At 69.8% G+C, this 21,652-nt stretch carries 18 protein-coding genes; 7 read left to right on the top strand and 11 right to left on the bottom strand.

What is annotated here, in order from left to right; translation table 11 throughout:
• The first annotated feature begins 21 nt into the window (after window positions 1–21).
• On the top strand, window positions 22–1,863 hold the full coding sequence (locus tag UK23_RS31135; RefSeq protein WP_045315263.1) for a putative adhesin: 1,842 nt from the start codon (window positions 22–24) through the stop codon (window positions 1,861–1,863).
• Window positions 1,864–1,926: 63 nt separating this feature from the next.
• Here the strand turns inward: UK23_RS31135 and UK23_RS31130 are convergent, their stop codons facing one another.
• Window positions 1,927–2,850, bottom strand: a complete 924-nt coding sequence (locus UK23_RS31130) for a hypothetical protein (RefSeq protein WP_045315262.1) — start codon at window positions 2,848–2,850, stop codon at window positions 1,927–1,929.
• 157 nt (window positions 2,851–3,007) lie between these two features.
• On the opposite strand from UK23_RS31130, the gene UK23_RS31125 reads away from it, so the two are divergent.
• Window positions 3,008–4,312 (top strand): hypothetical protein, encoded by a 1,305-nt coding sequence (locus UK23_RS31125; protein WP_156213504.1) that lies wholly within the window; start codon window positions 3,008–3,010, stop codon window positions 4,310–4,312.
• Window positions 4,313–4,916: 604 nt separating this feature from the next.
• Here the strand turns inward: UK23_RS31125 and UK23_RS52025 are convergent.
• A complete protein-coding gene (locus UK23_RS52025; protein ID WP_156213503.1) occupies window positions 4,917–5,090 on the bottom strand; it encodes a hypothetical protein in 174 nt (57 codons plus the stop codon).
• 234 nt (window positions 5,091–5,324) lie between these two features.
• Between UK23_RS52025 and UK23_RS31120 the strand changes: the two genes are divergently transcribed.
• From UK23_RS31120 to UK23_RS31110, 3 genes are all read left to right on the top strand, one after another.
• Window positions 5,325–6,215 (top strand): hypothetical protein, encoded by an 891-nt coding sequence (locus UK23_RS31120; RefSeq protein WP_045315260.1) that lies wholly within the window; start codon window positions 5,325–5,327, stop codon window positions 6,213–6,215.
• A gap of 1,129 nt (window positions 6,216–7,344) precedes the next feature.
• Entirely contained in the window at window positions 7,345–8,769 is a 1,425-nt protein-coding gene (locus UK23_RS31115) for a putative adhesin (protein ID WP_045315259.1), read from the top strand.
• A 120-nt stretch (window positions 8,770–8,889) separates the two neighbouring features.
• Window positions 8,890–9,981 carry a hypothetical protein gene (locus UK23_RS31110; protein WP_045315258.1) on the top strand — a complete coding sequence of 364 codons (1,092 nt, stop codon included), beginning with the start codon at window positions 8,890–8,892 and terminating at the stop codon, window positions 9,979–9,981.
• Window positions 9,982–9,986: 5 nt separating this feature from the next.
• On the opposite strand, the gene UK23_RS31105 is transcribed toward UK23_RS31110, so the two are convergent.
• From UK23_RS31105 to UK23_RS31090, 4 genes are all read right to left on the bottom strand, one after another.
• Window positions 9,987–11,831: a hypothetical protein gene (locus UK23_RS31105; RefSeq protein ID WP_156213502.1), complete on the bottom strand. Its 1,845-nt coding sequence runs from the start codon at window positions 11,829–11,831 to the stop codon at window positions 9,987–9,989.
• 65 nt (window positions 11,832–11,896) lie between these two features.
• A complete protein-coding gene (locus UK23_RS31100) occupies window positions 11,897–12,310 on the bottom strand; it encodes an SsgA family sporulation/cell division regulator (RefSeq protein WP_045315256.1) in 414 nt (137 codons plus the stop codon).
• Between the two features lie 739 nt (window positions 12,311–13,049).
• Entirely contained in the window at window positions 13,050–14,357 is a 1,308-nt protein-coding gene (locus tag UK23_RS31095; protein WP_269112318.1) for an MFS transporter, read from the bottom strand.
• 28 nt (window positions 14,358–14,385) lie between these two features.
• The gene (locus UK23_RS31090) at window positions 14,386–15,201 is read right to left on the bottom strand and encodes a glycosyltransferase family 8 protein (RefSeq protein WP_045315254.1); all 816 of its coding nucleotides are present in this window, start codon (window positions 15,199–15,201) and stop codon (window positions 14,386–14,388) included.
• A 162-nt stretch (window positions 15,202–15,363) separates the two neighbouring features.
• Between UK23_RS31090 and UK23_RS31085 the strand changes: the two genes are divergently transcribed.
• Both UK23_RS31085 and UK23_RS31080 read left to right on the top strand, forming a co-directional pair.
• Window positions 15,364–16,785 (top strand): D-arabinono-1,4-lactone oxidase, encoded by a 1,422-nt coding sequence (locus UK23_RS31085; protein WP_045315253.1) that lies wholly within the window; start codon window positions 15,364–15,366, stop codon window positions 16,783–16,785.
• Window positions 16,786–16,909: 124 nt separating this feature from the next.
• Window positions 16,910–17,923, top strand: coding sequence for a hypothetical protein (locus UK23_RS31080; protein WP_045315252.1), 1,014 nt, complete (start codon window positions 16,910–16,912; stop codon window positions 17,921–17,923).
• A gap of 275 nt (window positions 17,924–18,198) precedes the next feature.
• Here the strand turns inward: UK23_RS31080 and UK23_RS52020 are convergent, their stop codons facing one another.
• The 5 genes from UK23_RS52020 to UK23_RS31055 all read right to left on the bottom strand — a co-directional run.
• The gene (locus UK23_RS52020; RefSeq protein WP_156213500.1) at window positions 18,199–18,399 is read right to left on the bottom strand and encodes a hypothetical protein; all 201 of its coding nucleotides are present in this window, start codon (window positions 18,397–18,399) and stop codon (window positions 18,199–18,201) included.
• Window positions 18,321–18,857 carry a cytochrome P450 gene (locus UK23_RS55130; protein ID WP_196777958.1) on the bottom strand — a complete coding sequence of 179 codons (537 nt, stop codon included), beginning with the start codon at window positions 18,855–18,857 and terminating at the stop codon, window positions 18,321–18,323. Before UK23_RS55130 ends, UK23_RS52020 begins: the two co-directional genes overlap by 79 nt.
• A gap of 246 nt (window positions 18,858–19,103) precedes the next feature.
• The gene (locus tag UK23_RS31065) at window positions 19,104–19,541 is read right to left on the bottom strand and encodes a GNAT family N-acetyltransferase (RefSeq protein WP_045315249.1); all 438 of its coding nucleotides are present in this window, start codon (window positions 19,539–19,541) and stop codon (window positions 19,104–19,106) included.
• A 404-nt stretch (window positions 19,542–19,945) separates the two neighbouring features.
• Entirely contained in the window at window positions 19,946–21,139 is a 1,194-nt protein-coding gene (locus tag UK23_RS54070) for an SsgA family sporulation/cell division regulator (protein WP_231114758.1), read from the bottom strand.
• A gap of 149 nt (window positions 21,140–21,288) precedes the next feature.
• The coding region (locus UK23_RS31055) for a discoidin domain-containing protein (RefSeq protein WP_045315248.1) at window positions 21,289–21,652 on the bottom strand (364 nt) is incomplete at its 5' end.

Genomic DNA, 21,652 nt, shown 5'->3' with positions numbered 1-21,652 from the left:
CTGCTGTGGAAAGGCGATCCGATGGGCGGCAGACGATTTCTGGTCGGGCACGGCGGTGCCTACCCGGACGAGGCCGTGCTGGTGCCGCAGGGATGCACGGTCCACTTCTACGCGCCGCAGGGTCACCTGCTCGCGGACACGGTGATCCTGGGCGTGCTGATGTCGGAACGGCCGTCGCTGCAGTCGTTCGGCGAGTCGGCGGACGACTGCCCGAACATCGTGCTGCAGCCGTGGGAGGACGCCTCGATCGCGCAGGCGATGAGCGCCCTGGTCGACGATCGCGACGTGGTGTTCGTCGGTGACGCCCGCTACCCGTTGTACTCCCACGGACTCGCGCTGTGCGAGAACCCCGTCGAGTGCGCGGCCGCCGGCGAACACAGCTGCGGTGGCTGGCTCGACCTGCTGAGCGACACGGCCGAGGTGCACGTGCTCGCGTGCCTGGCTCCGGTCGGCGTCTACGCCGACCAGATGCAGATGGCGATGGCGGGTGAGGATTCGCAGGACACGCTCGGCGAGTACCTCGAAGAGCAGGTCAAGAGGTTCCTCGTGCTACCGGAGGCCGAGCAGCTCGCGCTGTGGGAGGCGTGGCCGCAGGGCACGAAGGCGATGTTGCTGACCTACGTCAGGATCGAGCACTGGCACGCGGTCCAGGCCGCCCGCCGGGCGCTGTGGGAGGAGGGCCGGTTCGCGCTCGCCCGGCACGCCGTGCTCGTGGCGGAACACGAGCGGCAGGTGCTGCGCGGTGACGACGAGCTCCGCGACGCGATGGACGGCGCGACCACGTGGCTGAGCAACTGGACCAACGGCGTCTGGCTGCCCGACGACGCCGCACGGGAGCTCGCCGCGCTGGAGGAACGTGACATCCGCGTGCTGCGGGAGAGCTCGCCCGATCTGGTCGACATGCTCCAGGACTGGGTGGAGCACTTCCCGGCGGGCATGACGGACGATGCGCTGACCGCGCTCGTGCACACCCGGAACACCGAGGTGCTGCGGAAGATCACGTCCGACCAGATGCTCGACTGCGCCTGCGGGCCGGACCTGCTCGTGCTCGACCCGGCCGGACTGGACGCGGCCGAAGTCGTGTGGCAGGCGTCGCTGGAACGCGCGATCGCGCACTGGCCGGTGTCCCCGAGTGCACTCTCCGTGCGCGTGCAGGCCGGTCGGCTGGTGCTCGGCGGCGCAGTCGCGCGCCGGTACGAGGAGTACTGGCCGGACCTCGTGGCGGAGGTGCCGGACCTGCGTCTGGCAATGGCCCGCAGCGGTCGCGTCGAGGCCCGCGACCTGGCGAAGCTGCACGAGTCGTTCGCGCTCGTGCCGACCGCGGGCAAGCTGCTGGCCGCGGTCGAGCGCGTGAACACCGGTGGTGAGCTCCCCGCCGCGTCCGACGCTCTGTTCGCCGCCATCGACGCACACGAAAAGGCCTTGGAGGCACTGGAACGTTATCCGGCCGCCACCGCCGTGCAGGTGTTCGACGACTGGCAGACCGTGGTCGCCCAGGTGCTCGAAGTGTGCGCCGTGGCGCTGGACGCGCTGGACGACGGCGGCCTCACCGAGGTGGCGGAGTTCCCCGCGCTGCCCGCGCTCACCGAGGTGGAGGAGTTCGCGCGGCTCGCGGGCAGCCCTCGGTTCACCGCCGCGCTGGACGCGGTGACCGCGGTTCCGGTGCTGGCAGGCGCGGTGCGAACCGCGCTGGTCACGGCACCCGACGACGCGGCGGACCGGGCCGACGAGCTCGCGGACGCGTGCGCCGCCGTCACGGAGCCCGTGCTGGTGATGCGCGAGGTCTTCGACGGGTTGCCGCGGTGGGTTGCCGGGGTGCGGCGTGACTTGGCGGAGTTGCGGCGCCGGGCGCAGTGGTTGTGACACTGCTGGCCAGTGGCGTTGCACACCGACGTGTCCGGCCGCTGTCGAGGCGCCCCAAGCCGTTCAGCGGTTCAGGTAGGGCCGGAGGATCGTCCACGGTGCCGTGCCGTCCGGGAAGTACGTGTTCGTGATGCGGACGGCGTCGGCCAGCACCGGCCGCATCCGGTGGGGAGCGCCGTTGAAGGCGGTGGTGAAGTCGTTGGCCCACCTCGTGAGCTCGGCGTGCAGGCGGTTCTGCACGTCACCGGCGCGCTGGCGCTTCTCGTGCTCCGAGCTCACGCCGTGCATGAAGTGCACGAAGAACTCCAGTCCAGGCATCGGCAGCGCGGCGATGAAGTCCACGAAGTGGTATTGGACGTCCAGCGCGGCGACCTGCCAGTCGGCGAGCACCTCGTGCAGGGGCCGGTCTGGAGGGGCCGAGGCACTCGCGGCGGCCGGGGCGGTGCTTCCTCGCTCGTCCGCCGGCCGTTGCTGCATCATCGCCGGGCGCGGCCGGGGCTGCGGTGTAGGCGGCGTGACCCCGTACCGCTGGAGCAACCGGACGCGGTCGTCGTGGCCGAGGCGGTCGAGCTCGGCGAGCAGGCCCTCGGCGAACGCGCCGTAGCCGGTGTCGATCGCCTCGTTCAGGAAGGCGGACCGGTAGCCGAGCCACGACTCGGGCGAACCGTCCCACAGCGCCCAGTTGTGGCGGACGAACAACGCGAAGAGCCGTTCCACGAACTCGGACGGGTTGGTGGTGACGAGAGCGGGCACGACCTCGTCGGTGATGCCGTCGTGTTCGGCGAACCGCTCGACGTCCTCGATCACGGATCGGTCGGCGGCGAGCTCCAGCAGCGCGGAAACGTAAGCCTCCCAAGAGGAACCGGGCCGCTCGGCCTCCAGTCCGACGGCGATGTCCTGCAGGAAGGCGAGCAGCTCCACGGCGGCGTCCAGCGGGACGCGCCGCTCGACCATGAGCGCACAGAGGCGGTCAACGGCGTCCGTCATGGTGATGCTCCTCCCGGAACCGGTGCGGCGGTGCCTGCTCCCGACCATCCCAGCGGCCAGGCCGGCGCGGTCAAGCCCACGGGCAGCACAACGTTCCCCCGCGCTGCCCCCGGCGTTGCCCGCGCGGACAGTCCTCTTCGTCCGTCCACTTCGTACGGTGGGGTGCCGAGCGGAGGAGGACGCCACGGTTGCCTACGTCCTGGGACACGGTGAGCGGTCGATGTGGTGGCGCGACACGTTCGTGCCGTCCGGCCGGTCCATCTCCTTCCTGGCGCTGCCGGGGGAGTACGCGACGTTCACCCGCGCCGTCGAGGTGCTCTCGGCAGGCGAGACGCGCGGCCTCGACACGATCGCGAGCCCGGCGGGTGGCCCGTGCCGTCGGGTGCCCAACTACGAGCTCTCACCCCTTTCCTCCGCCGAGCGGACGCTGCTGGGCACCGTGCTGAGCGCGGCTGACGCGCGGATCTACTGGGTCGGTGTGGACGTGCCCGCGGGCCGCTACTGCACGGCCGGGTGCTCGCCGCGCGAGCTGGAGCACCGCAAGGAGTGCCTGAGCCTGTTCAACGTGGTCACCGAACCGGACGTGCTGGCGATCAACTGCCGGGTGCTGCGCGAACAGGACGTGCTGGGCAGCTGGTTGTCGTTCGCGCGGCCGCCGGTGCGGTACGGCGAGACCCACGACGACCACCGGTCCGTGCGCGAGCGGATCGCCTGGCTGATCGGGCAACGGCGGCACCTCGACGCGTGGCAGGCGCTGCAGCTGCTGCCCGCGACCACCCGCGCGCTGGTGACGGCGTCCAACCCGGCGATCGCCGACTTCGTGCGGCAGATGGACGAGCGGGCCGGGCACGGCGCGAGCTGGCGACCGGACCCGGACTCGATGGGCGTGCTGCCGTTCCGGCAGGGGGCGGGCGGTGGTGACGTCGAACGCGGCTGGCGCGCCCACCTCGCGGGCGCTCGCGGCGGGCCGCCGTTGCCGGTGCACGTCGAGGACTGCCTGGGCGCGTGGCAGAACGTGTTCCTGTCGTGGCTGCAGGAATCCGACGAGGTGCCGCTCGCACTGCACGACCTCGTGCTGCTGACCTTCTCGGACAGGCGGTCGGCGCTGCAGACGGGGGATCTCGACCGGGACGCCACCACACCCGCCGCGCTCTGGGCGTTGCAGGACTACGCCGACGAGGTCGAGCGGTGCTGGTCCACCGGCCGTGCGGCCGACGTCGTCGCGCAGCTCGGCCTCGACGGCCTCGCCGGCTACCCGGACGTGCTCGGCAAGCTCGTCGAGGACCTCGTCGAGCGGTGGACGGACGTGCTGGCCGACGCCGGTCGGGCCGAGCTGTACCTGGAGGCGTTCGTGCGGGCACGGGCGTTCGTCCACGACGTCCACACCGAGCTGACCGCCGCGCTCAACCTGCACCTGGTACCGCTCTTCCGCGCTGCGGTTCGTCGTGCGGCGCAGGGGTGAGGGAGCCGCTCAACTCGTTCGAACTTCTTCTGCCTCGACGGCGTAATGGCCGCGCGGTTCGCCTGTGTACCCGGTGACGAACCGACGAGGAGGCAGTGATGAACCCGGAGACACTGGTGCTGGTGACCACGACGTTCGGTGCCGCGGTGGCTGGTGGGCTCCTCGTCGAGACGGCGGAGACGGCCGAGGGGGCCGAGGGTGGTGCCGTCTGACCATCGCGGTCAGACGGCACCACGGTTCGCTGGGGACTTCTCGACCCGCTGAACATCGTGGACGTCCAGGTGTGGAGGGGAACGCGTTCGAAGAAGGTGCTGCGGCATCTCGGCCAACGTCTGTCCGACATCGACCTGTCAGCGCACTTGAAGGTTCCGGCAGGTGCGATGGTCGGTGGTGCTCCTGCGCCGGGTCATCCGTCCTGACCAAAGGGTCGCTTGACCGATGACGGGCAGGAGAAGCAGGACCTGGCTCGTCGCAAGTGCGGTTCGCGGTCATGTGGGGGACACGCGGCATGTCTGCAAAGGACGACTGGAGGCCGAAACTTCACCGCACATGCAGCGGTTCGCCGGTCTCGGTGTGGAAGACGCGAAACGCCTCGGCCGGTGCTTCATCCAGCGCGCCACCAGCACACGGCCATCGCGACGTTGTCCGGCTGGTCACCGTCGGCGTGGGCCCGCACCGTCGGCGGCAGTGACGCCGGCGCGGTGAACCGGGACCGGGCGCCGTCGAGCACGATCACCACGACCATCAGGTCGAGCCGCTTCTGGGATCGTGTCAGCACAGTTCGGCGGGCGCTTACAGATGAACAGCCAGGTCGGTTCCTCTTTGGACGGCACTTTCGAGCAATGCCCGCCCGGCCGTTGATTACGCCGGGCGCGTGGCAGACGGTAAGCGGGTGCGCGGTTGTTGAAACGCGCACGACCTCATGTTCCCGTCCTCGCCACAGTTCGGAGCCATCGTGACCACATCACCACAACGACCGCAAGGCAGGTGGACACGCAGAGCAGGCGCCATCATGCTCTCCGCAGCGACAACCCTTGCCCTCGCCGTCTTCATCTCGCCGGCAGCGCGGGCGGACGTGGCGTCCAGTTTGGATGCCGCCAACATGCGCTGCACCGAGTTCCTCGCGGGTGCCGCGGGCAACGTCACCGTCGCGAACTCCCTGACACTGTCGGGCAGCTACCAAAACGCTGCGTACACCGACATGAGCACAGCCATGGGTCTTCAGAACTACAACGTGTCGCAGAGCGGGCAAGCGCCGCGCTGCAGCCTGCCCCCAGCTCAGCAGGACATCGCCGCCATCTCGGCAAGAGCGAAATCAGACCTGGACTTCGACGGTGGCGGCGGATTCGGGATCGCCGGGAACGCGAGCTACTACAACCAGCAGCTCGCGCAAGGCCGCACGCAAACGAACGGTCAGAGCAACGTGACGTTGGCGCTCAACCGGCAGAACACTGCCATCGAGAAGCTCAACCCGTTCACCGGCCGCCCGGTCACCGTGTCCGCGAGCAGCTCCATCGAGACCTCCAACTACGGCGTGTCGAAGCTGCACGACCTCTTCACCTCCAGCATCTCCGGTTCGACCGGATGGATCGCGGCGGGCGGCTCCACCAACCACACCGAGTCCCTGACGATGACGTTCACCGGTTTCACCAGAACGAGGCTGGAACTCTGGCCGCGCACCGACTTCACCGGCGGGTTCCCCAAGGCGATGACCGTGTCGGTCCAGAACGGCTCCACCTGGCAGACGCTGGCCTCCGCCACCAACATGACGCGTCCGTCGAGCGGCCCCTACACCCTCGCGTTGCCCGCCACCTCCGGCACCACCTTCAAAGTCGACTTCACCTCCCTCGAGGACCTGGGCGGCTGGTACTCCGTCCACCTCGCAGAACTGCGCATCTACTAACCTCATCCCGCGCACGCCGCCCGCACCCGCACTCGTCGCCACAACAAGTGCAGCGGGCGGTGTTCCGCTGTCTCCGCCTCTGTGCCTTCCTGCTCATCACACAAGCCAGACGCCTGGCCATTACGCGCCATACGGCAACAAAAAGAGGACCTGAGCGGCTGGTACCACTCAGGTCCTCGCAGAGCTGTGCGTCTACTGATCTCATCCCGCGTCCCCCGGTCCAGGCTCTCGTCGCCACAACAGTCGCGCCGGCCGGTAGTTCGCAGTTCGTCATCCTGCCTCCTTCACAACCCAGGGCCGCATCTGTTACGCCACCGTCGACAACGACGAGACAACGCTCCAGATCCGTTCCGTGAGAGTCCGACGGTGCAGCCTGGACGATCGTCCGAACAGGAACTCGCCGCCGATCGTGCACCGTGTGGGAGAGCGAGCTCGAACCGCCACCCGTGGAAGGCGGCCGGAATGGGGTGCGAAGGTTGGCTCGCACATCTGAACGCGCACATCGGGCAGTTCGGGGGGGAAGCGGCGCAACCGATGTCCCCACGAGGGTGGAGGCGGTCATCCCGTCAGGCGACGTCAGGCATTGGTCGGCGGCGGGTTGACCACGGCGTGGCAGCGGGATCCGGTCCCGGTGACGCAGGCCGTGTCCGGCGTGAGCTGGAACCACTGCGCGGGATCATGGGTGCCACCCTCGGCAACTCACGCGCGAGAAGGACATCCCAGCCGGTCGGGCCACCTTGCTGATCTTCGCGGCGAGCCTCGCGTGGTTCACCTGCTCGTTCCTCCGCGCACCATCGGAAGAACTCCGTGACTGAGACCGCGAGAGCGGTGCCCTCCTCTCGCCGATCTCGTGCTCTATCCGCACGCGCGGCCGCTGCCGGCCGGGGACGAGGCGCTACACCGGCCCCGAGCTACCCGCTGCCGGGACGCCGGCCGAGCTGCCCAAGTACCACCGCGCCGCACCGAGGTGGAGTCCGAAGGTGCAGCGCGGCTCTCGTGCCGCACGCGGCCGGTGAACATCCACTGTGAACAGTGCGCGGCTGCGAACAGTGCGCGGCTGCGAACAGTGCGCGGCTGCGCAGAGCGCACGTCCAAAAGGGCAGGACCTCGCCGCCGGCGCGGCGGCACGATGAAGAGGACCACCGCCACCGACCACCGGGGGCCGACGATGACCACCGCTTTCGTGCTGGGCCACGGCGGGCGCAAGTTGAGCTACGGCAAGACTTTCGTGCCGGAGGGCCGCACGCTGACCTTCTGCTCGCTCGACGGCGAGTACACCGCCGTGCAGCGGGGTCTCGAGATGATGGTCGCCGGCCAGTGGAACGCGTTCGAGACGTGGGACGACGGAAAGGCCGAGGTGCTGGACGTGCTGGCCGCGACACCGGGCGCACCGTGCCCGGAGGTGCACAACTACAGCCTGGCGCCGTTGACCGACCAGGAGAAGAACTTCTTCGCCCGCATGGCGCGCAGGCCAGAGCTCGGCGCCGTGCCGCTGTACCAGGTGGGCGAGGACGTGCGGGCCGGGCAGATCTGCACCGCGGGGTGCTCGCGCCGCAACCGGGTGCACGCCAAGGAGTGCGCCGGAATCTTCAACCTCGTGGCCGAGGACCACATCGTGATGGTCAACTGCCGCCAGCTCTACGAGCGCGAGGTGCTGGCGGCCGCGGTGCCGTCACTGCGGCCGGACGTGCGCGCCGGTGGTGTGCTCGCCGACTACGAGCAGGTCGCCATCCAGATCACTCAGCTCATCGAGAACCGCCAGCACCTGCGTGCCTGGCAGGCGCTGGTGGCGTTGCCCGACGCGACCCGCGCGCTCGTCGAAGCCAGCTCGGTGCCGATCAAGGAGTTCATGGCGGAGGCGGGCAGGCGGGCCCGCACGGGCGCGAACCGGTTCGTCGACCCGGACCGCGTCACGCCGCGTTCGCTGCGGCCGATCCCGGACTTCGTCAACGCCGAGCAGGGCTGGCGCGCGCACGTGCAGGCGTTGCGCGCGGGTTCGCCCACGGGCGCACCGCCGTTGCCGAAGGACTACATGGACTGCGTCACGACCTTCCAGAACCTCTTCGTGCTGTGGCTGCAGGAGGGCAGCGCGGTCTCGCTGGCCCTGTACCACCTCGTGCTGATGGTCCAGTCCGAGCCGTACTACCGGCTCGGGGCGCTATCACCTGACGTCGTGGTGGACGGCCCCGCGGCGGTGTACGCGTTCGAGGAGTACGCCGAACACGTCACCGGGCTGTGGGCGGGAGGGGAGACCGAGACGGCGCTCGGCTGGCTCGGACTGTCCGACCTGGCGACCTACGCCGCCGATCTGCGCGCCGAGGCGGACGGGCTGATGACGCTGTGGCAGGCGGTGTGCGACGAGCAGGCGCGGGGCGGGTCCGCCGACGCCGATAAGGCCGAGTTCGTGTCCCGCTTCGAGCAGGCGCGGCTGGCGGTGCAGACCGGGTTCCACGCGAGGTTGTACGAAGGCCTCGAACACGTGCTCGTACCCGCGTTCCGGGACGCGCTGCGGTCGGTCACCGAGGACAACGTCGTGCGGCGCGGCCAGTTCTGATCCCGGCGGGCTGCGCGTTCAGGAAGATCGCCTTCCCGGTTGCCTGATCGGGCACGCGGATCGCCCGCCCGTTGCCGAGACTGCCGATGCGGTGTTCGTCGACTCTCGGGCAGGTGTCCTTTGATCACAGCGAACGATGTCGTGACGTGCCTGGTCTGCGCGGACGAGGTGGCCGGAGCCCTGCTCGCGAGGCACGACCCGAGATGCGGCGGCGCGGTGTGCACAGGGTGCGTGGCGGGCATCGTGCGGATGTCGTGCGAACCGACGGTCGTGCCCGCCGCGAGCGAGGGCGACTTCGAGTGGGGCCAGCTGCCCGCCGCACCGGCCTGTCCGGCGTGCCGCGCGCCGTTCGCCCGCGAGTGGCTCGCGAGTCTCGCGGTGTTGCCGGACGACCTGCTGGAAATCGCCTTCGCGATCGACCGTTCGGAGAACTGGTACCGGCACACGGGCGAGCCGTGGCGCCGGGTCGGGCAGGACCCGTTCGTGGCCGAGGTCGAGCTGATGCCGGTGGCGGAACCGGATCTCGCGCGATCGGTGCGCGAGGACACCACGTTCATGCCGGAGGTCAACCGGCTGCTCGTGCACGCCGTCGACCAGTACCACCGCGTGTTGCTCGACGTGCGGCAGGAGGTGCGGGTCACGCGGGTGCTCACGCAGCGGCGGATTGCCGACCACGTCATCGTCTTCGACGAGCTGACGTCGAGAATCGCCGAGCTGTGCGCGCGGCGCGCCGCCGTGGTCGCGGCGGTGCGGTCGGCGCCGTGTGACCCCGAGTCCGTCGTGAACGTGCTCGCGGCGCTGATGGCGGCGTGCGTGGACGCCGGACGCTGCGACGATCACCTGCAGCTGTGTGCGGCGAGCGAACGGCTGATGGCGCTGCCGTGCCCCCAGGTGCCCGTCGCCGATCTCGAACCGCTCGCAGGCGCGCTCGGTGCCGACAGCCTGTGGTTCGAGCTCGCGGCGCACATCCGCCGGGTCGACGACGGCATGGCCGCGCTGTGGCGCGATCTTCGCGCGCAGGCTGCGTCGTGGACACCCGAGGCGGCCAGGGCGGTCGTGGTGCGGGCACTCGCCGACATGGACGAGCTGGACCTGATGACATGCCTGCGCGAGATGGTGAACGTGCACGGCTGGACGGACCAGGTGGACGAGGAGAACGCGCGCCTGGCCGAGCTCGTGGACGGCGCACGCGGTGTGCTCGGCTTGACCTGACCTGGTCACCCCGGCCGGAAGGCGTCCGGGAGGACCAGGTGGCCCGATGACACCATCCCGGCGAGGTGCGGCAGCACCGCTGGACCGCTGATCGGGATGCCGACCTTCCGGGCCAGCGCGTTGAGTCGTCTGACCACTGTGGAGGAGTTGGTGGCCGTCGCCTTCGCGATGTCCCCCAATGAGCGGACGCCGGCCGCGGCGGCGGCGACGAGGGTCCACTCGGTCTCCGACAGTTGGACCGGCGGCGGCCACCGGGTGCTGCTCGGCACGGTGAGCCGGCCAGAGCGCACCGCGGCCGCGAACTCGGCCAGCACGCCGTCCGGGCCTCCCGGCAGCTCCAGTCTGGCCCCGAGCGTCAGCAGCCACGTGTGGACCTGGCTGAGCGGCTTCTCGAGCCTGTCCGCGATCATCTCGGCCGTCAGTCCGTGCGCCGCGGCCAGCACGAGCGACCAGTCGCCAGGTCCCAGGTCGGGCCGCAGCGGCGGCGGCCAGGTCACACCCTGCGGGAGACGAGGCAGGCGTCCGTTCCGCACGGCTGTCACGATCAGCGGGAACACCTCGTCTCCGCTTGCGTCGGAATCGAGCCGGGCGGCGAGGTCGTCGAGCACCCGGGAAATCGTCCGCGGAGGCCACCAGAGCTCGTGGCGAGCGGTCTTGATGTTCGTGCACCCGTGCAGCGCGGCCGCGATCAGCACCCACTCCCGCGGCGTCAGCGTCGCCGGGGCCGACGAGGACGGTGGCCACGTGACACCGGGGGTGAGCACCATGCTGATCTCGCGCGCCTTGGCGGCGATCGCGGGAAGTGCACCATCACCCGCGGCATGGACCCCCATGGCCGTCGCCACTCGCGTCACGAGGTCCAGGGCGGCCGAGTGCCGGACACCGAGCGTGGCCGCGACCGCCTGGCACGAGCGCTCCCCGTGCAGCGCGGCGGCGACGATCTGCTCGTACGCGAGAGTGAGCTGCGAGACGGCAGGCTGCGCCGGGATCGTGTCCTGTGCCGCGCCCGGCAGCGGATGGTCCGTCGCGGACATGAGTTCGGGCTCGGGATCATCCGGCAGCCGCAGGTCCACCGGGGACATGAGGAGCGGTGTCGGGTCGAATTCGACAGGTTCCTCGGTGCCCTCGATGTCGCTCTCGTCGTCCGAGATCTCCACGACGCTCGCGAACGGGGCCGGCGTTCTCGTGGCCGCCAGCGCCGGTGCCAGCAACCGCCAGCGATGGGCCCTGTCGCCCGCCAGCCCGACCCGGTCGGCGACCCAGTCGACCCACGTCCAGACGTCCTCGGCCGGCCAGTCGGCTGCCTCCGCCACGGCTTGCGGGTCCGGCCCGTGTCCGAGCGCGTCGAGCAGTGTCAGCTCCCGGTCGCCGAGGTCGGCGCGCAGGGCCCGCACCGCGCCGGTGACCGCGGCGACGATCCGTTCGTGCTCCGCCGCGAGCACGTCATAGGCCTCCACGGGGTCGTCGGCACCCGCTTCGGCGAGCAGCCACTCCTCGGCGATCCACGGCTCGACGCGTTCCTGTTGTGCCACCGCGTCGAGCAGTTCGGGCAACAAGAGCCTGGCGGCGATCGCCTCGTGCACCAGTGTCCGGCCGCGGGTTCCGTCCTCGCCCAGCAACAGGGTCCGGCCCCACTGGTTCAGCGCGCCGATGATCTCCTCGTGGTGCAGGCCGTTCCGCTCTCCCCAGTCGGCGAGCAGCCGGGCCGCCGTCTCCTCGTCCGGCGCACCGAGCGCGACGAGTGCCTTGTGCAGCCGGGGAATCGACTCCGGGCCGTCGGCACGGTTCCGCGCGGTCCACATCGCCGCCCGCAGCTGCAGGCGCGCGCCCTCGACGTCGTCAGGCCTCACCACGCCATGGGAACACCGGGAGGTGCGGGCACCGCTTCACTTTCAGGCACGCCCGCGCGCACTGCTCAGTCGATCACGGGAAGCAGCTGTGCCAGCGCTTCCTCGACTGCCCCGCCCATGTCCTCCTCGCCGGGCGGCACGAGCGCGAGCGTGCGGTCGACGAATGCGGCGATCTCCAAGGCGGAAGCGACGAACAGCGCGCTGCCGCCCGGTGTGGTCAGCCGGATCTCCAGTCGGAGCAGGGTGTCCGCGGATGGTCGCACGGTGAGGTCGCCCTCACCGCAGGGCTCGAGCAACCCCCCGATCAGCACGTCGCGGGCGACGAGCCACCTGACAGGCCCGGACACCGGGTGGAACACCAGCGATACCGCGTACGGGTCGAGCGCGTCGTACCCGAGGTCCACGCGGACGCAGCGGCTGACGTCGTCAGCGCCGTGCAGGTCGAAGACAGTCGATTGGTGGATCGTGTTCGTAGTCATGGGATTCGTCCTCCCGCTCGGGTGCTCTTGCCGTTCCCACACCCGAGAAGGCCGCTTCTTACGCGGATCTCCGTGCACGTGTCCGGATGTCATCTCGTCGCCGCCGGCCGTCGTCCGCTCGCCGCACCGCCGCGGCGAGTTCGCTCGGCGAGGACGACCTGCTGCTGCCACCCAGGGGTACCTGGCGAGACCGGAGTCGTCTGGTCATGACGTGGGACGGTCGCGACGTGAGCGGAAGTGGTCCAGCCGCCTGCGGTGACTGGCACAACCACAGCACGACACCCGCAGCGGATACCGGGGATCGCCCGCGTGCACGAGTCACATCCCGGTCCCGGCCACGGTCGAGTCCACCGCCGCTTCACGGTCGTTCAGCGGTGCCCGCGAGACGTCGGGGCAGGTGACCTGTCCGCACCGCGGACCGTCCACACGCACCGGAGCCGGTCATCAGCGCGGCGACGCGGCGCGCCCGTGAATCGGCGCAGCTGTCCGCCGGGGTCCGGCCGGACCGCACCCGAGAGCGGGACCCGGGCTCGGGAGAAAATCTTGGTGAGGTTGGCGTAACAGACCGCGCGTTGGCTTGTGAGGTGGGTACAAGTGCTCGTTCGAGTGGTGAGGTGAGGGTCATGGGTGCGGACGCGATGCGGATGGCGGCGACGGTTTTCGGTGTCGTGGTGACCGGCGGCCTGGTCGTCGAGGAGCCCGAGGTTCAGCAGGCCGACGCGGCCGCGGGGAAGTGAGCTCACCCGGCTCGCACGGCGTTGCCCGCGGCCGGATGCAGCCGGAGGGCATGTGCCGCGGCGACCAGTCCCGCGCCGGCCAGCACCAGGAACGCGGCCGCCTCACCGAGGTGCAGAGCCGCCGCGGCGGCGGACACCCCGAGCACTCCTGACATCTGCTGCGCCATCGCGAGCAACGTGTTGCAGTGCTGCATCTGCGGCGGCGGCACGTCGCTGAAAGCCAGCGTCGAGTACGCGGTGAGACCGACGGACCTGGCGCAGCCGCTCACCACGGCGAGACCGATCACGACCGGCAGCGGTGTCGAGGGTGTGAGCAGCGCGAAGCCCGCGGCGGTCGCGGCCAGGCAGACGGCGGGAACAGCGATCAGGCGCCGGAACGGCACGTGCCGCACCAGCCACGTCGTCGCCGGCTTCACCCCGATGTTGCCCGCGAACACGAACAACACCAGCGCGCCGGACTGAGCAGGGGTCCAGCCGAACGAGCTGAAGAGCTGCGGTAGCAGGAACGGCACTGCGGCGACCAGCGCCCCGAAGAGCAGGCTGCCGATCACGGCGACGCGGAACGTCGGCGTGCGCAACGTCCGCAGATCGACCAGCGGGTGCGAGGAGCGCAGCAGGTGCCGCGTCGCGGCGGTGAGGGCCGTGACACCGGTGACGGCCACCGCGGCCGCCACGACCGGGCCGCTCGCCGACGTCATCAGGTGCTCTGCCGTCGTGACCGCGCCCAGCCCCAGCCCCAGCAGCAACACCCCGGGCAGGTCGAGGCGGGGCGCCGCGGCGGAGGGGCGGGCCGGGCGGACGAGCCGCCACGCGAGCGCCAGCGCGACCAGTCCCAGCGGGACGTTGATCAGGAAGATCCAGCGCCAGTGCCAGTACGTCGTGATCACGCCACCCAGCGCGGGTGCCGCCACCGGGGCGAGCAGACCCGGCCACACCACGTAGGACAGCAGCCGCGGGATGTCCGCCTTCCGCGCGGTGCCCAGCACCACCAGCAGGCCGATGGGCACCATCATGGAGCCACCCGCGCCCTGCACCACGCGTGCCACGACCAGACCGCCGAGGCTCGTGCTCGTCGCGCACGCCAGCGACGCCGCGGTGAACACGGCGATCGCGGTCAGGAACACCCGCCGCGCACCCCAGCGCGCGCTGAGCCAGCCGCTGAGCGGCAGCAGCACCACCACCGCCAGCAGGTACACCGAGACGAGAAGGCTGATGTCGGCCGGTGGCACGCCGAGCGCAGGCCCGAGGCGGGGAGCGGCCGTCGACACGATCGTGGCGTCCAGCTGTTCCATGAAGAAGCACGCGGCCACGAGCAGCGCGGTGGCGCGGCCGGGTGACTCAGGCGCGATTGGTCTCCCACCACCTCTGGTACATCGCGGCGTACGGGTGGTCGCGGGCGAGCTCGTCGGGGTTCACCTCCCACGGCTTCTCCTGGATGTAGTGCACGACGCGCACGTCCTCGTCGCGCCACAGGTCCGGGTGGGCCTGCGGCAGCGTCTTGAGTCCGTTGTAGACGTACGGGAGCTGCGTCCACCGCCCGGCGAAGTGCTCGTTGAGCAGATCCTGTTCGGAGAACACGTACCTGGTGAGATCCGGTGCGGTCGCCAGTCGTTCGCGCAGCCGCAGCGCCACCGACAGATCGGGTCTGAGCACGAACAGCCCGGCGTTGAAGTAGCGCGCCGGCCTGCCGCGCCGGGTGTAGGCGCAGGTGGCCGGCGTCCAGCTCGCCGGATAACCGCTGACCTGGTTGGGGTTGCACGTGCACGCCGCGCAGGCCGCGATCGCGTGGCCCTGCCGCAGCGGTGTGGTGATCAGGTCGTCGATGTCGCGCAACACGAGCATGTCCGCGTCCAGGAACGCGACCCGGTCGTAGCGGGTCAGCTCGAACACCCGCAGCTTCGTCCACGCCTCGCTGAAGCGCTCGGCCGCGTACCGCGTCGGCCGGTCGTCCGGTGGCGTCACCGGCTGCACCTCGAGCACTTCGCACCCGTCCGCGACGAGAGCGGTGCGGGCCGACGCGTCGATGCCGGGCGTCACCATCACGACCAGCGGGTGCGCTGATCCGGCGCGCTGCAACGACTTCCACAGCGTGCGCACACCGGTGAGGTACGACGACCTCGTCAGCAACGTCACCCAGGCGGCGTTCACGGGCATGGACCGGACCTCCCCTGTCGGGGTTCCATCAAGTGACAGCCGGTCCCGCCGGTGCCAGTGACGGACGGGCAGCGGAACGGGCAACACGGCGGGAAACGGCGAACTTTCACCGAAATCGGTTCAGTGCGCGCAAGGGACTACTCCATTCGAGGTCCTTGATGTATGAAGCAGTTCGTCGCGGGCGAGCAGGACCTCCACTGGTCGCACGAGGTCGTGCCGCCACGCACCACCGAACCCGACCTGAACGCGCCGCCGCTGGAGTGGACACCGCGATCTTCGCTCGCGCCGCCGGAACGCGTGGTGCACATCGCGTCTGAGGCGCACGCCCGCGAGGTGCTGGCGAACAGCCGCGACTCCCCGGTCGCGATGCTGGGAGGTGGTTTCTCCCGCGCCCGCATCCTGCGCGCGGACAGCGGGCTCCTGCTCGACGTCACCGGAATGGCCGGACTGGTGCGGCTGGACGCGAGCACGGCGACCTTCGGAGCGGGCACGAGGCTCGAGACGGTGCACGACCTGCTGCGGTCGATCGGCAGACGGATGGACTGCTCGCCGGGTGTCATCGCGGCACAGACGCTGGCGGGGGCCGTGGGCACCGGCACGCACGGGCAGGGACTGCGGCAGAGCACGCTTGGCGATGCACTGGAGGCGGTCCGGTTCGTGGACGGCACCGGTGCCGTGCGCGTTCTGCGGCACAGCGATCCGGAGTTCGGCGCGCTGCGGCTGCACCTCGGCAGGTTCGGCGTGCTCACCGAGCTGACCATCCGCACTGTGCCGTGGTCGGCCTACACGTGCGAAAAGCTCGCAGTCACCGAAGCCGAGCTCGCCGTCGGCTTCCCGCGTTGGAACGAGCAGTACCCGTTCTGCAAGGCGTGGTGGTTCCCCGACACCGGCATGGCGCACGTGTGGCGAGTCCGCGACGCGAGCGCGGCCGAGCAGGAACGCCTGCGCCGCAATGACAACCGGCCCGTGCCGCTGACCGGCGCGGACCACCACCTCAACGCCGCGGTGCGCGCCACGATGGCCGCGATGCGGCGCCAGCTGCACTCCACGGACCCCAGACGCGACCATTTCCTCACGGTGACCCGGTTCATGGACTTCCACGACGTCACGGGCGACTTGTACGACCTGCTGTGCAAGGGCATCCCGGTGCAACAGGTGAACCTCGAGGTCGCGCTGCCGCTGGAGCGCTTCCACCGGGTGCAGCGCGTGCTCCGCGAGTGGTTCGACGAACGGCACCCGGAGCTGCACTACCCGGTGATCCTGCGCGCCACCGGTCCGTCGAAGGCCTGGCTCAGCCCCGCGTACGGCGGTTCCGCCTGCCACTTCGGTTTCGTCGTCTACCGCGCCACCGACGGCTCGATCCCCGGCGCGGCGATGCGGTCGGTGCGCGAGGCCGAGGAACTGCTCGCGGCGGAAGGCGGAAGACCGCACTGGGGCAAGCACTTCACGCCGCGGTTGTACGACTTCCCCCGCCTTTTCCCACGCTGGGACGACTTCCTCGACGCTGCCGGGGACGCCGATCCCGGCGGCAGGTTCGGCAACGCCTTCCTGCGCGGGCTGCTGTGGCGGCGGGTGGCCGGATGACTGCCCTTCGGGGCATGGCACCGGCCTCGGCGTAATTGCCGCGCTCGTTCGGTGTGGTGGCAGGTAACAGCGTCCTGAACCACACCCCGGCGAGGTCGTCATGAAAACCCGAACCGTCATACGAATGCTGCTCTGGGCCTCCGTCGCGACTCTGCTGGCGATGTCCGGCAAAGCACACGCCGACCCCGGGTCGTACACGGGCACAGAGGGGCACACCACGCTCGACAAGTTCCAGGTCACTGGGTGGGGTGGCGTCTTCCACACGAGCCTGACGGACGGCGTGTGGAGCCGTTACGGCTACATCCAGGAGCAGGCGCACGAGTGGCAGGACGTCGTCTCCATCGCGTCGGCGCGCGACGGAGCCGACGACCTGCACCTGCTGGCGACCACGCGGGACGGCAGGCTGCTGCACGTGCTGGGTGACGACCAAGGCTGGTCGGGGTTCGGCACGGTGGCGGGCTACAACGGCGGCGCGGCCGACCCCGGCCCGCACCCCGGCCTCGAGATCGGCACGACGGCGGCGGCGATCGACGAGAACGGCGACCTCGAAGTGCTCGCCACTGTCGCGGGCGGCCACCACGTCGTGCACACCACCCGGTACGCCCGGGCGTTGGACTGGGAACAGCTCCACTCGATCAACGACGAGGTCGGCTGGCGGGGAGCGGTGCGCAAGATCGGTCTCGCCCGGTCGGCCGCCAGGATGAACATGTTCGCGGTCACCGACGACGGCAACGTCTACTACTCCTACCGGAACCTGGGCGAGCGAACGTGGGCGCCGTTCTACAACATCAAGTGGCAGTGCGGTGAACCTGGCCCGGTGACGGACGTGTCCGCGGTGGCGTCGGGTGACGCGGTGCACTTCATGGCGATCGCGTCCGGCCGGTTGTGGCACTGCGGAGCGACACCGGACGCGTGGAGCGACTTCGTCGAGGTGCCGCTGCCCAGCGGTGTGTCGCCGGCGTCCGTGGACCTCACGACCGACCACCCAGGACTGCGGGCCACTATCACCGGTGCGGACGGCACGGTCCACGACGCCGTGTCCACCGGGCAGGTCTTCGGTGCCATCTGGTCGCCGTTCGCGAAGGTGCTCAACGACGCCGCTCCAGGTCCGTTCGTCGATGTCAGCGCTGTGGGCTGAGCACCTGCCCGGACGGGCACCCGCGCGGGCACGACGGCCGGATGCGGCCTTCCTGGACTCCGGACAGGGCGAGCACGACGCGTTCAGCTGACCCGGTGGACGTGGAATCGGCTGTGCAGCGGCCGGTGCCAGGAACGCTCGGCCACGCGGCACCGGGCGACCGACGTGCGCGCCTGGACCTGGCCGGGGCTTCGTGCATGCCGCCCTGTCGTCGCTCTGGCTCGGCGAGCGGCGCATCCGGAATCAAATCGGCCGGCGTGGAGTGGCCGGTGCCGTCAGATGCGCCAGACCTTCTGCCGGTTGGGCCGCAGCCTGCCTCCCGCCTGGATCGGCGGAGGCTCGTGGGCGTCGCCCGGCGATGCCCGGCGGACGAGGCGCAGTCGCAGGTCGAGTGGTGTCAGATTGACCGACGCCCGTGTTTCGAGCGGGCTGCCCGCCACCGGTTCCACCTGCCACTTCGACACGATCGTGGCCACGATGAGAACCATGTTGTTGAACGCGAAGTCACGGGCGATGCACTGCCTTGGCCCGTTGGCGAATCAGCACTCCGTTGCACGACGTACGAGCTGTAGGCGACGACCGTCCCCGCCGGGATCGCGTACCCCGCCAGCTCGGTGTTCTCTGTGACGACGCGCAGCGGTGCGAAGTGCAGCGACGGATACATCCTCAGTGCTTCGGTGACGACCCGCTTCGTGATCTCCAGTCGTGGTAGGTGCTCCGACGCGGACGCTCCAGGCGTCACCACCGCGTCGACCTCCGCCTGCACCCTGGCCTGGAGTGCGCTGTCCTGGGCGAGCTCGTGCCAGATCCAGCTCAGCACGCTCGACATGGTGGCGGTCGGAGCGATGAGGAAGGTGGCCGTGTGGTCGAGCCTGCGGATGTCGTCGAACCAGGGGATCTTCTCGCTCTCCTCGCTCAGCAGCCGAGTGAGCACCTGGGCCTCGGCGCCGCTCGAGTCGCTGTGCCGGGCGATCGCCTCGGCGATCCGGCCTCGCGCCCGTCGCAGCGCCCGGTGAGCAACGGGAACATCGCGTCCGCGGCTGTGTTCGATTTCTACGTCCGGTTCTACGGTGATGAGCCGAACCAGGAGCGCGTCGGGCTGATCGCCGGGTTCGGGCCAGGCTTCACGGAGGAGCCCGCCATTTGTACGGCCCGAGCGGCCGCGGTGGGGGTGCGAGTGTCACCTCCGCTGTGCCGGTCCTCCTCGGCTGAACCACGTCGAGTCGTCGGCCACGAACCCGTGTCGTACGTAGAACTTCCGCGCCAGATCATTGTGCTTCTCGGTCTCCAACACCACCTGTGGCATCCCACGTGCCGCACACCGCGCGCAGATCTCCTCGATGACCTGACCACCGATGCCCTTCCCCGGCGTCCGCACGAAGAACTCGTCGAGCACCGCGTGTCTGCCACCTGACTCGAGCGAGTAAGCCCACGTGACGACTGCGTAACCGGTGTCGAACAGCAGCACCTCGCCGAAGTCGTCGTTCTCCAGCAAAGGAACAAGAGCGGCCGCGACGAACTGCTCGTCGTAGTGGTGTTGATCGATCCGGTAGAACTCTCGAATCATCTCGTCGAGCAACGGCAGGTCCGAACGGATGGCACGGCGCAGCGCGATCATGCTGTCAGCCTAGGAACGACGAGGACGGCCTCACCTACCCGGCCGTGCACCGTCCGGGGCATCATTCACCGCCGGCGCGCCCGCCGAGTGCGGTAGCGCGGGAGTCGTGGATCCTCTCCCAGTGCTCCACGACTACTCGTCGCGGACTGCACAAACCGCAGAACGACTGGGTGAACCCGGCGTGCTGCTGCGCTTCGGTCAGTCGCTCTGGTGTCACACCCGGTTGACCCGACAGTCCGATGTGACGCACCTTGGCATTGCCGTTGCGTCAACGCCGGACGCGAGAACAGAGATGTCGGCGCCATCGCGGCGTGATGCTCGATGGTGCGGGAGGGTGGGCGACACGCGGTCCGCGGGGCAGTCTTGCCCGCGCTGCCGGCTGTTCGCCTGTGGGGGCTCGCAACTCAGTCGATGATCTCCATCAACCGGGCGATCTCGGTGTCGAAGTCGATCCAGCGCGACTCATCGCCGACAGGAACGAGCTCGGAGGTCCTGTCGAGGAAGTCGGCGAGGGCACCGAGGGGCGCGCTGAACTCGGCGGTGCGACTGGGAGGCGACAGCAGGATCAGCACGTGGGGCTCGTCGTCGTGGCACGGCCGAAGCCTGACATCGCCCTCACCGCTGGGACCGATCAGTCCGGCGGCCAGGAGGTCGCGGGAGAACTCCCAGTGCACTGTTCCGGTGCCGGAGCGGAACACGGCGTGGATCGCGAACGGATCGGACGCGTCATAGCCGAACTCGACCGACATCTCGCTCACACCACCGGTTCTGTCCACCTGACGCAATGTCGTCGACAGCTGGACGGTGCGGTTGTTCATGGTCGCGCTGCCTCTCAGCCGGATGGTCACCCAGAATCGTCGATCGAACGGGACGGCGAACGCGGCGCTTGGCGTGCGTGTGCCGAGGCAGATGCGCGGCTCAGAGGTGCCCTTGCTGTTGCCCTCGTGGACCTCGTACTTCGAACCGGTGCGTCCGCGCGTCCAACCGGGTTTCGGCGTCGGCGGCCTGGTCCTGGCGGCGTGGGCGCATTCCGACCGACACTTCTGCCGTCGTGCTGAGCTCGGAGTGCTCGAGAGGCGTGCAGTCGACCGGCGGGGTTGCTGGTAGACACTTAGCGCACAACGGGAGGTGGCACGCGCAGCCGGTACGCAGGTCCGCCCGACCATGCAGTTCTGGTCGCAGTTCCGGCAGAACCTCGCAGGCGCCGGCGAGACCAGGGTGATGGTCCCAAGGTTCCTGAGCGCATCGACGCAGTTGGCGGACTCTTCTCGAAACCGGGTGATCTGTTCCATCACGCCCTCGTCGTCGCCGGCTCTCACGACCGAGATGGTGCGCATCTGCCTGGCGTTGTCGTCGAGCTTCATCCAGGGCACGCCCCGCGCGTTCTCGGTCAGGCGGACCAACGCGGCACGCGGGTTCAGGCTCGTCGAGGCGACACCGAGGACGTGTTCCAGCGTCACGACAGCGAACTCGTTGGCAGCGCAACAGGTCCTCAGCCCGCGGGTGACCAGCTCGTCGAAGGCCCTGCGAAAGCCGGTGCCGGCTTCGTCGATCGCGCTGTCGATCATCTGGCACACAGGTTCGCCGGGTTCGGCCATCAGGACGAGCTTCTTGAGGTCGAGCTGTACGACTGACCATTTCAGCCAGCGCAGGGGACTTCGCGGGCCACCAGGGTCTCTCCACTGTGTAGTTGTTGTGACGAAGCGGTGTGTGGCGCCGGACCGCATGCGGTCCGGCGCCACGGTGTTCAGCGCACGACGATCTCCGCGAACTGGGCTCGATAGACGGTGGAGCCCTCGTTCACCGCGCCGAGCTTGGTCATCACGACCCGCACGAACCGCACGTCCTGCTCCGTGAAGGAGAAGGCACCCGTCGTGGAACCCGCAGGCCGGACGTACCCGTGCTGATCGGTGATCTTCGTCCAGTGCACACCATCTGCGGAGACTTCGACTGTGAAGTCCTGGGCGAAGCCCGCACCCTGACCGCCGGTTTGGTCGGTGCGACCGTGCAGCTCCACGCTACCCGCGCGTCGGGAGGCGCCGAGGTCGAGCACGACCTGTTCGGTCGCGTCCGCCGTCGCGTGTGCGTCGCTGGTCCAGCCCATGCTGTTC

It is taken from the genome of Lentzea aerocolonigenes (genome assembly GCF_000955955.1).
Classification (GTDB): Bacteria; Actinomycetota; Actinomycetes; order Mycobacteriales; family Pseudonocardiaceae; genus Lentzea; species Lentzea aerocolonigenes_A.
The sequence above is the reverse complement of the archived record's forward strand: the minus strand, read 5'-3'. Positions and strand labels throughout refer to the sequence as shown.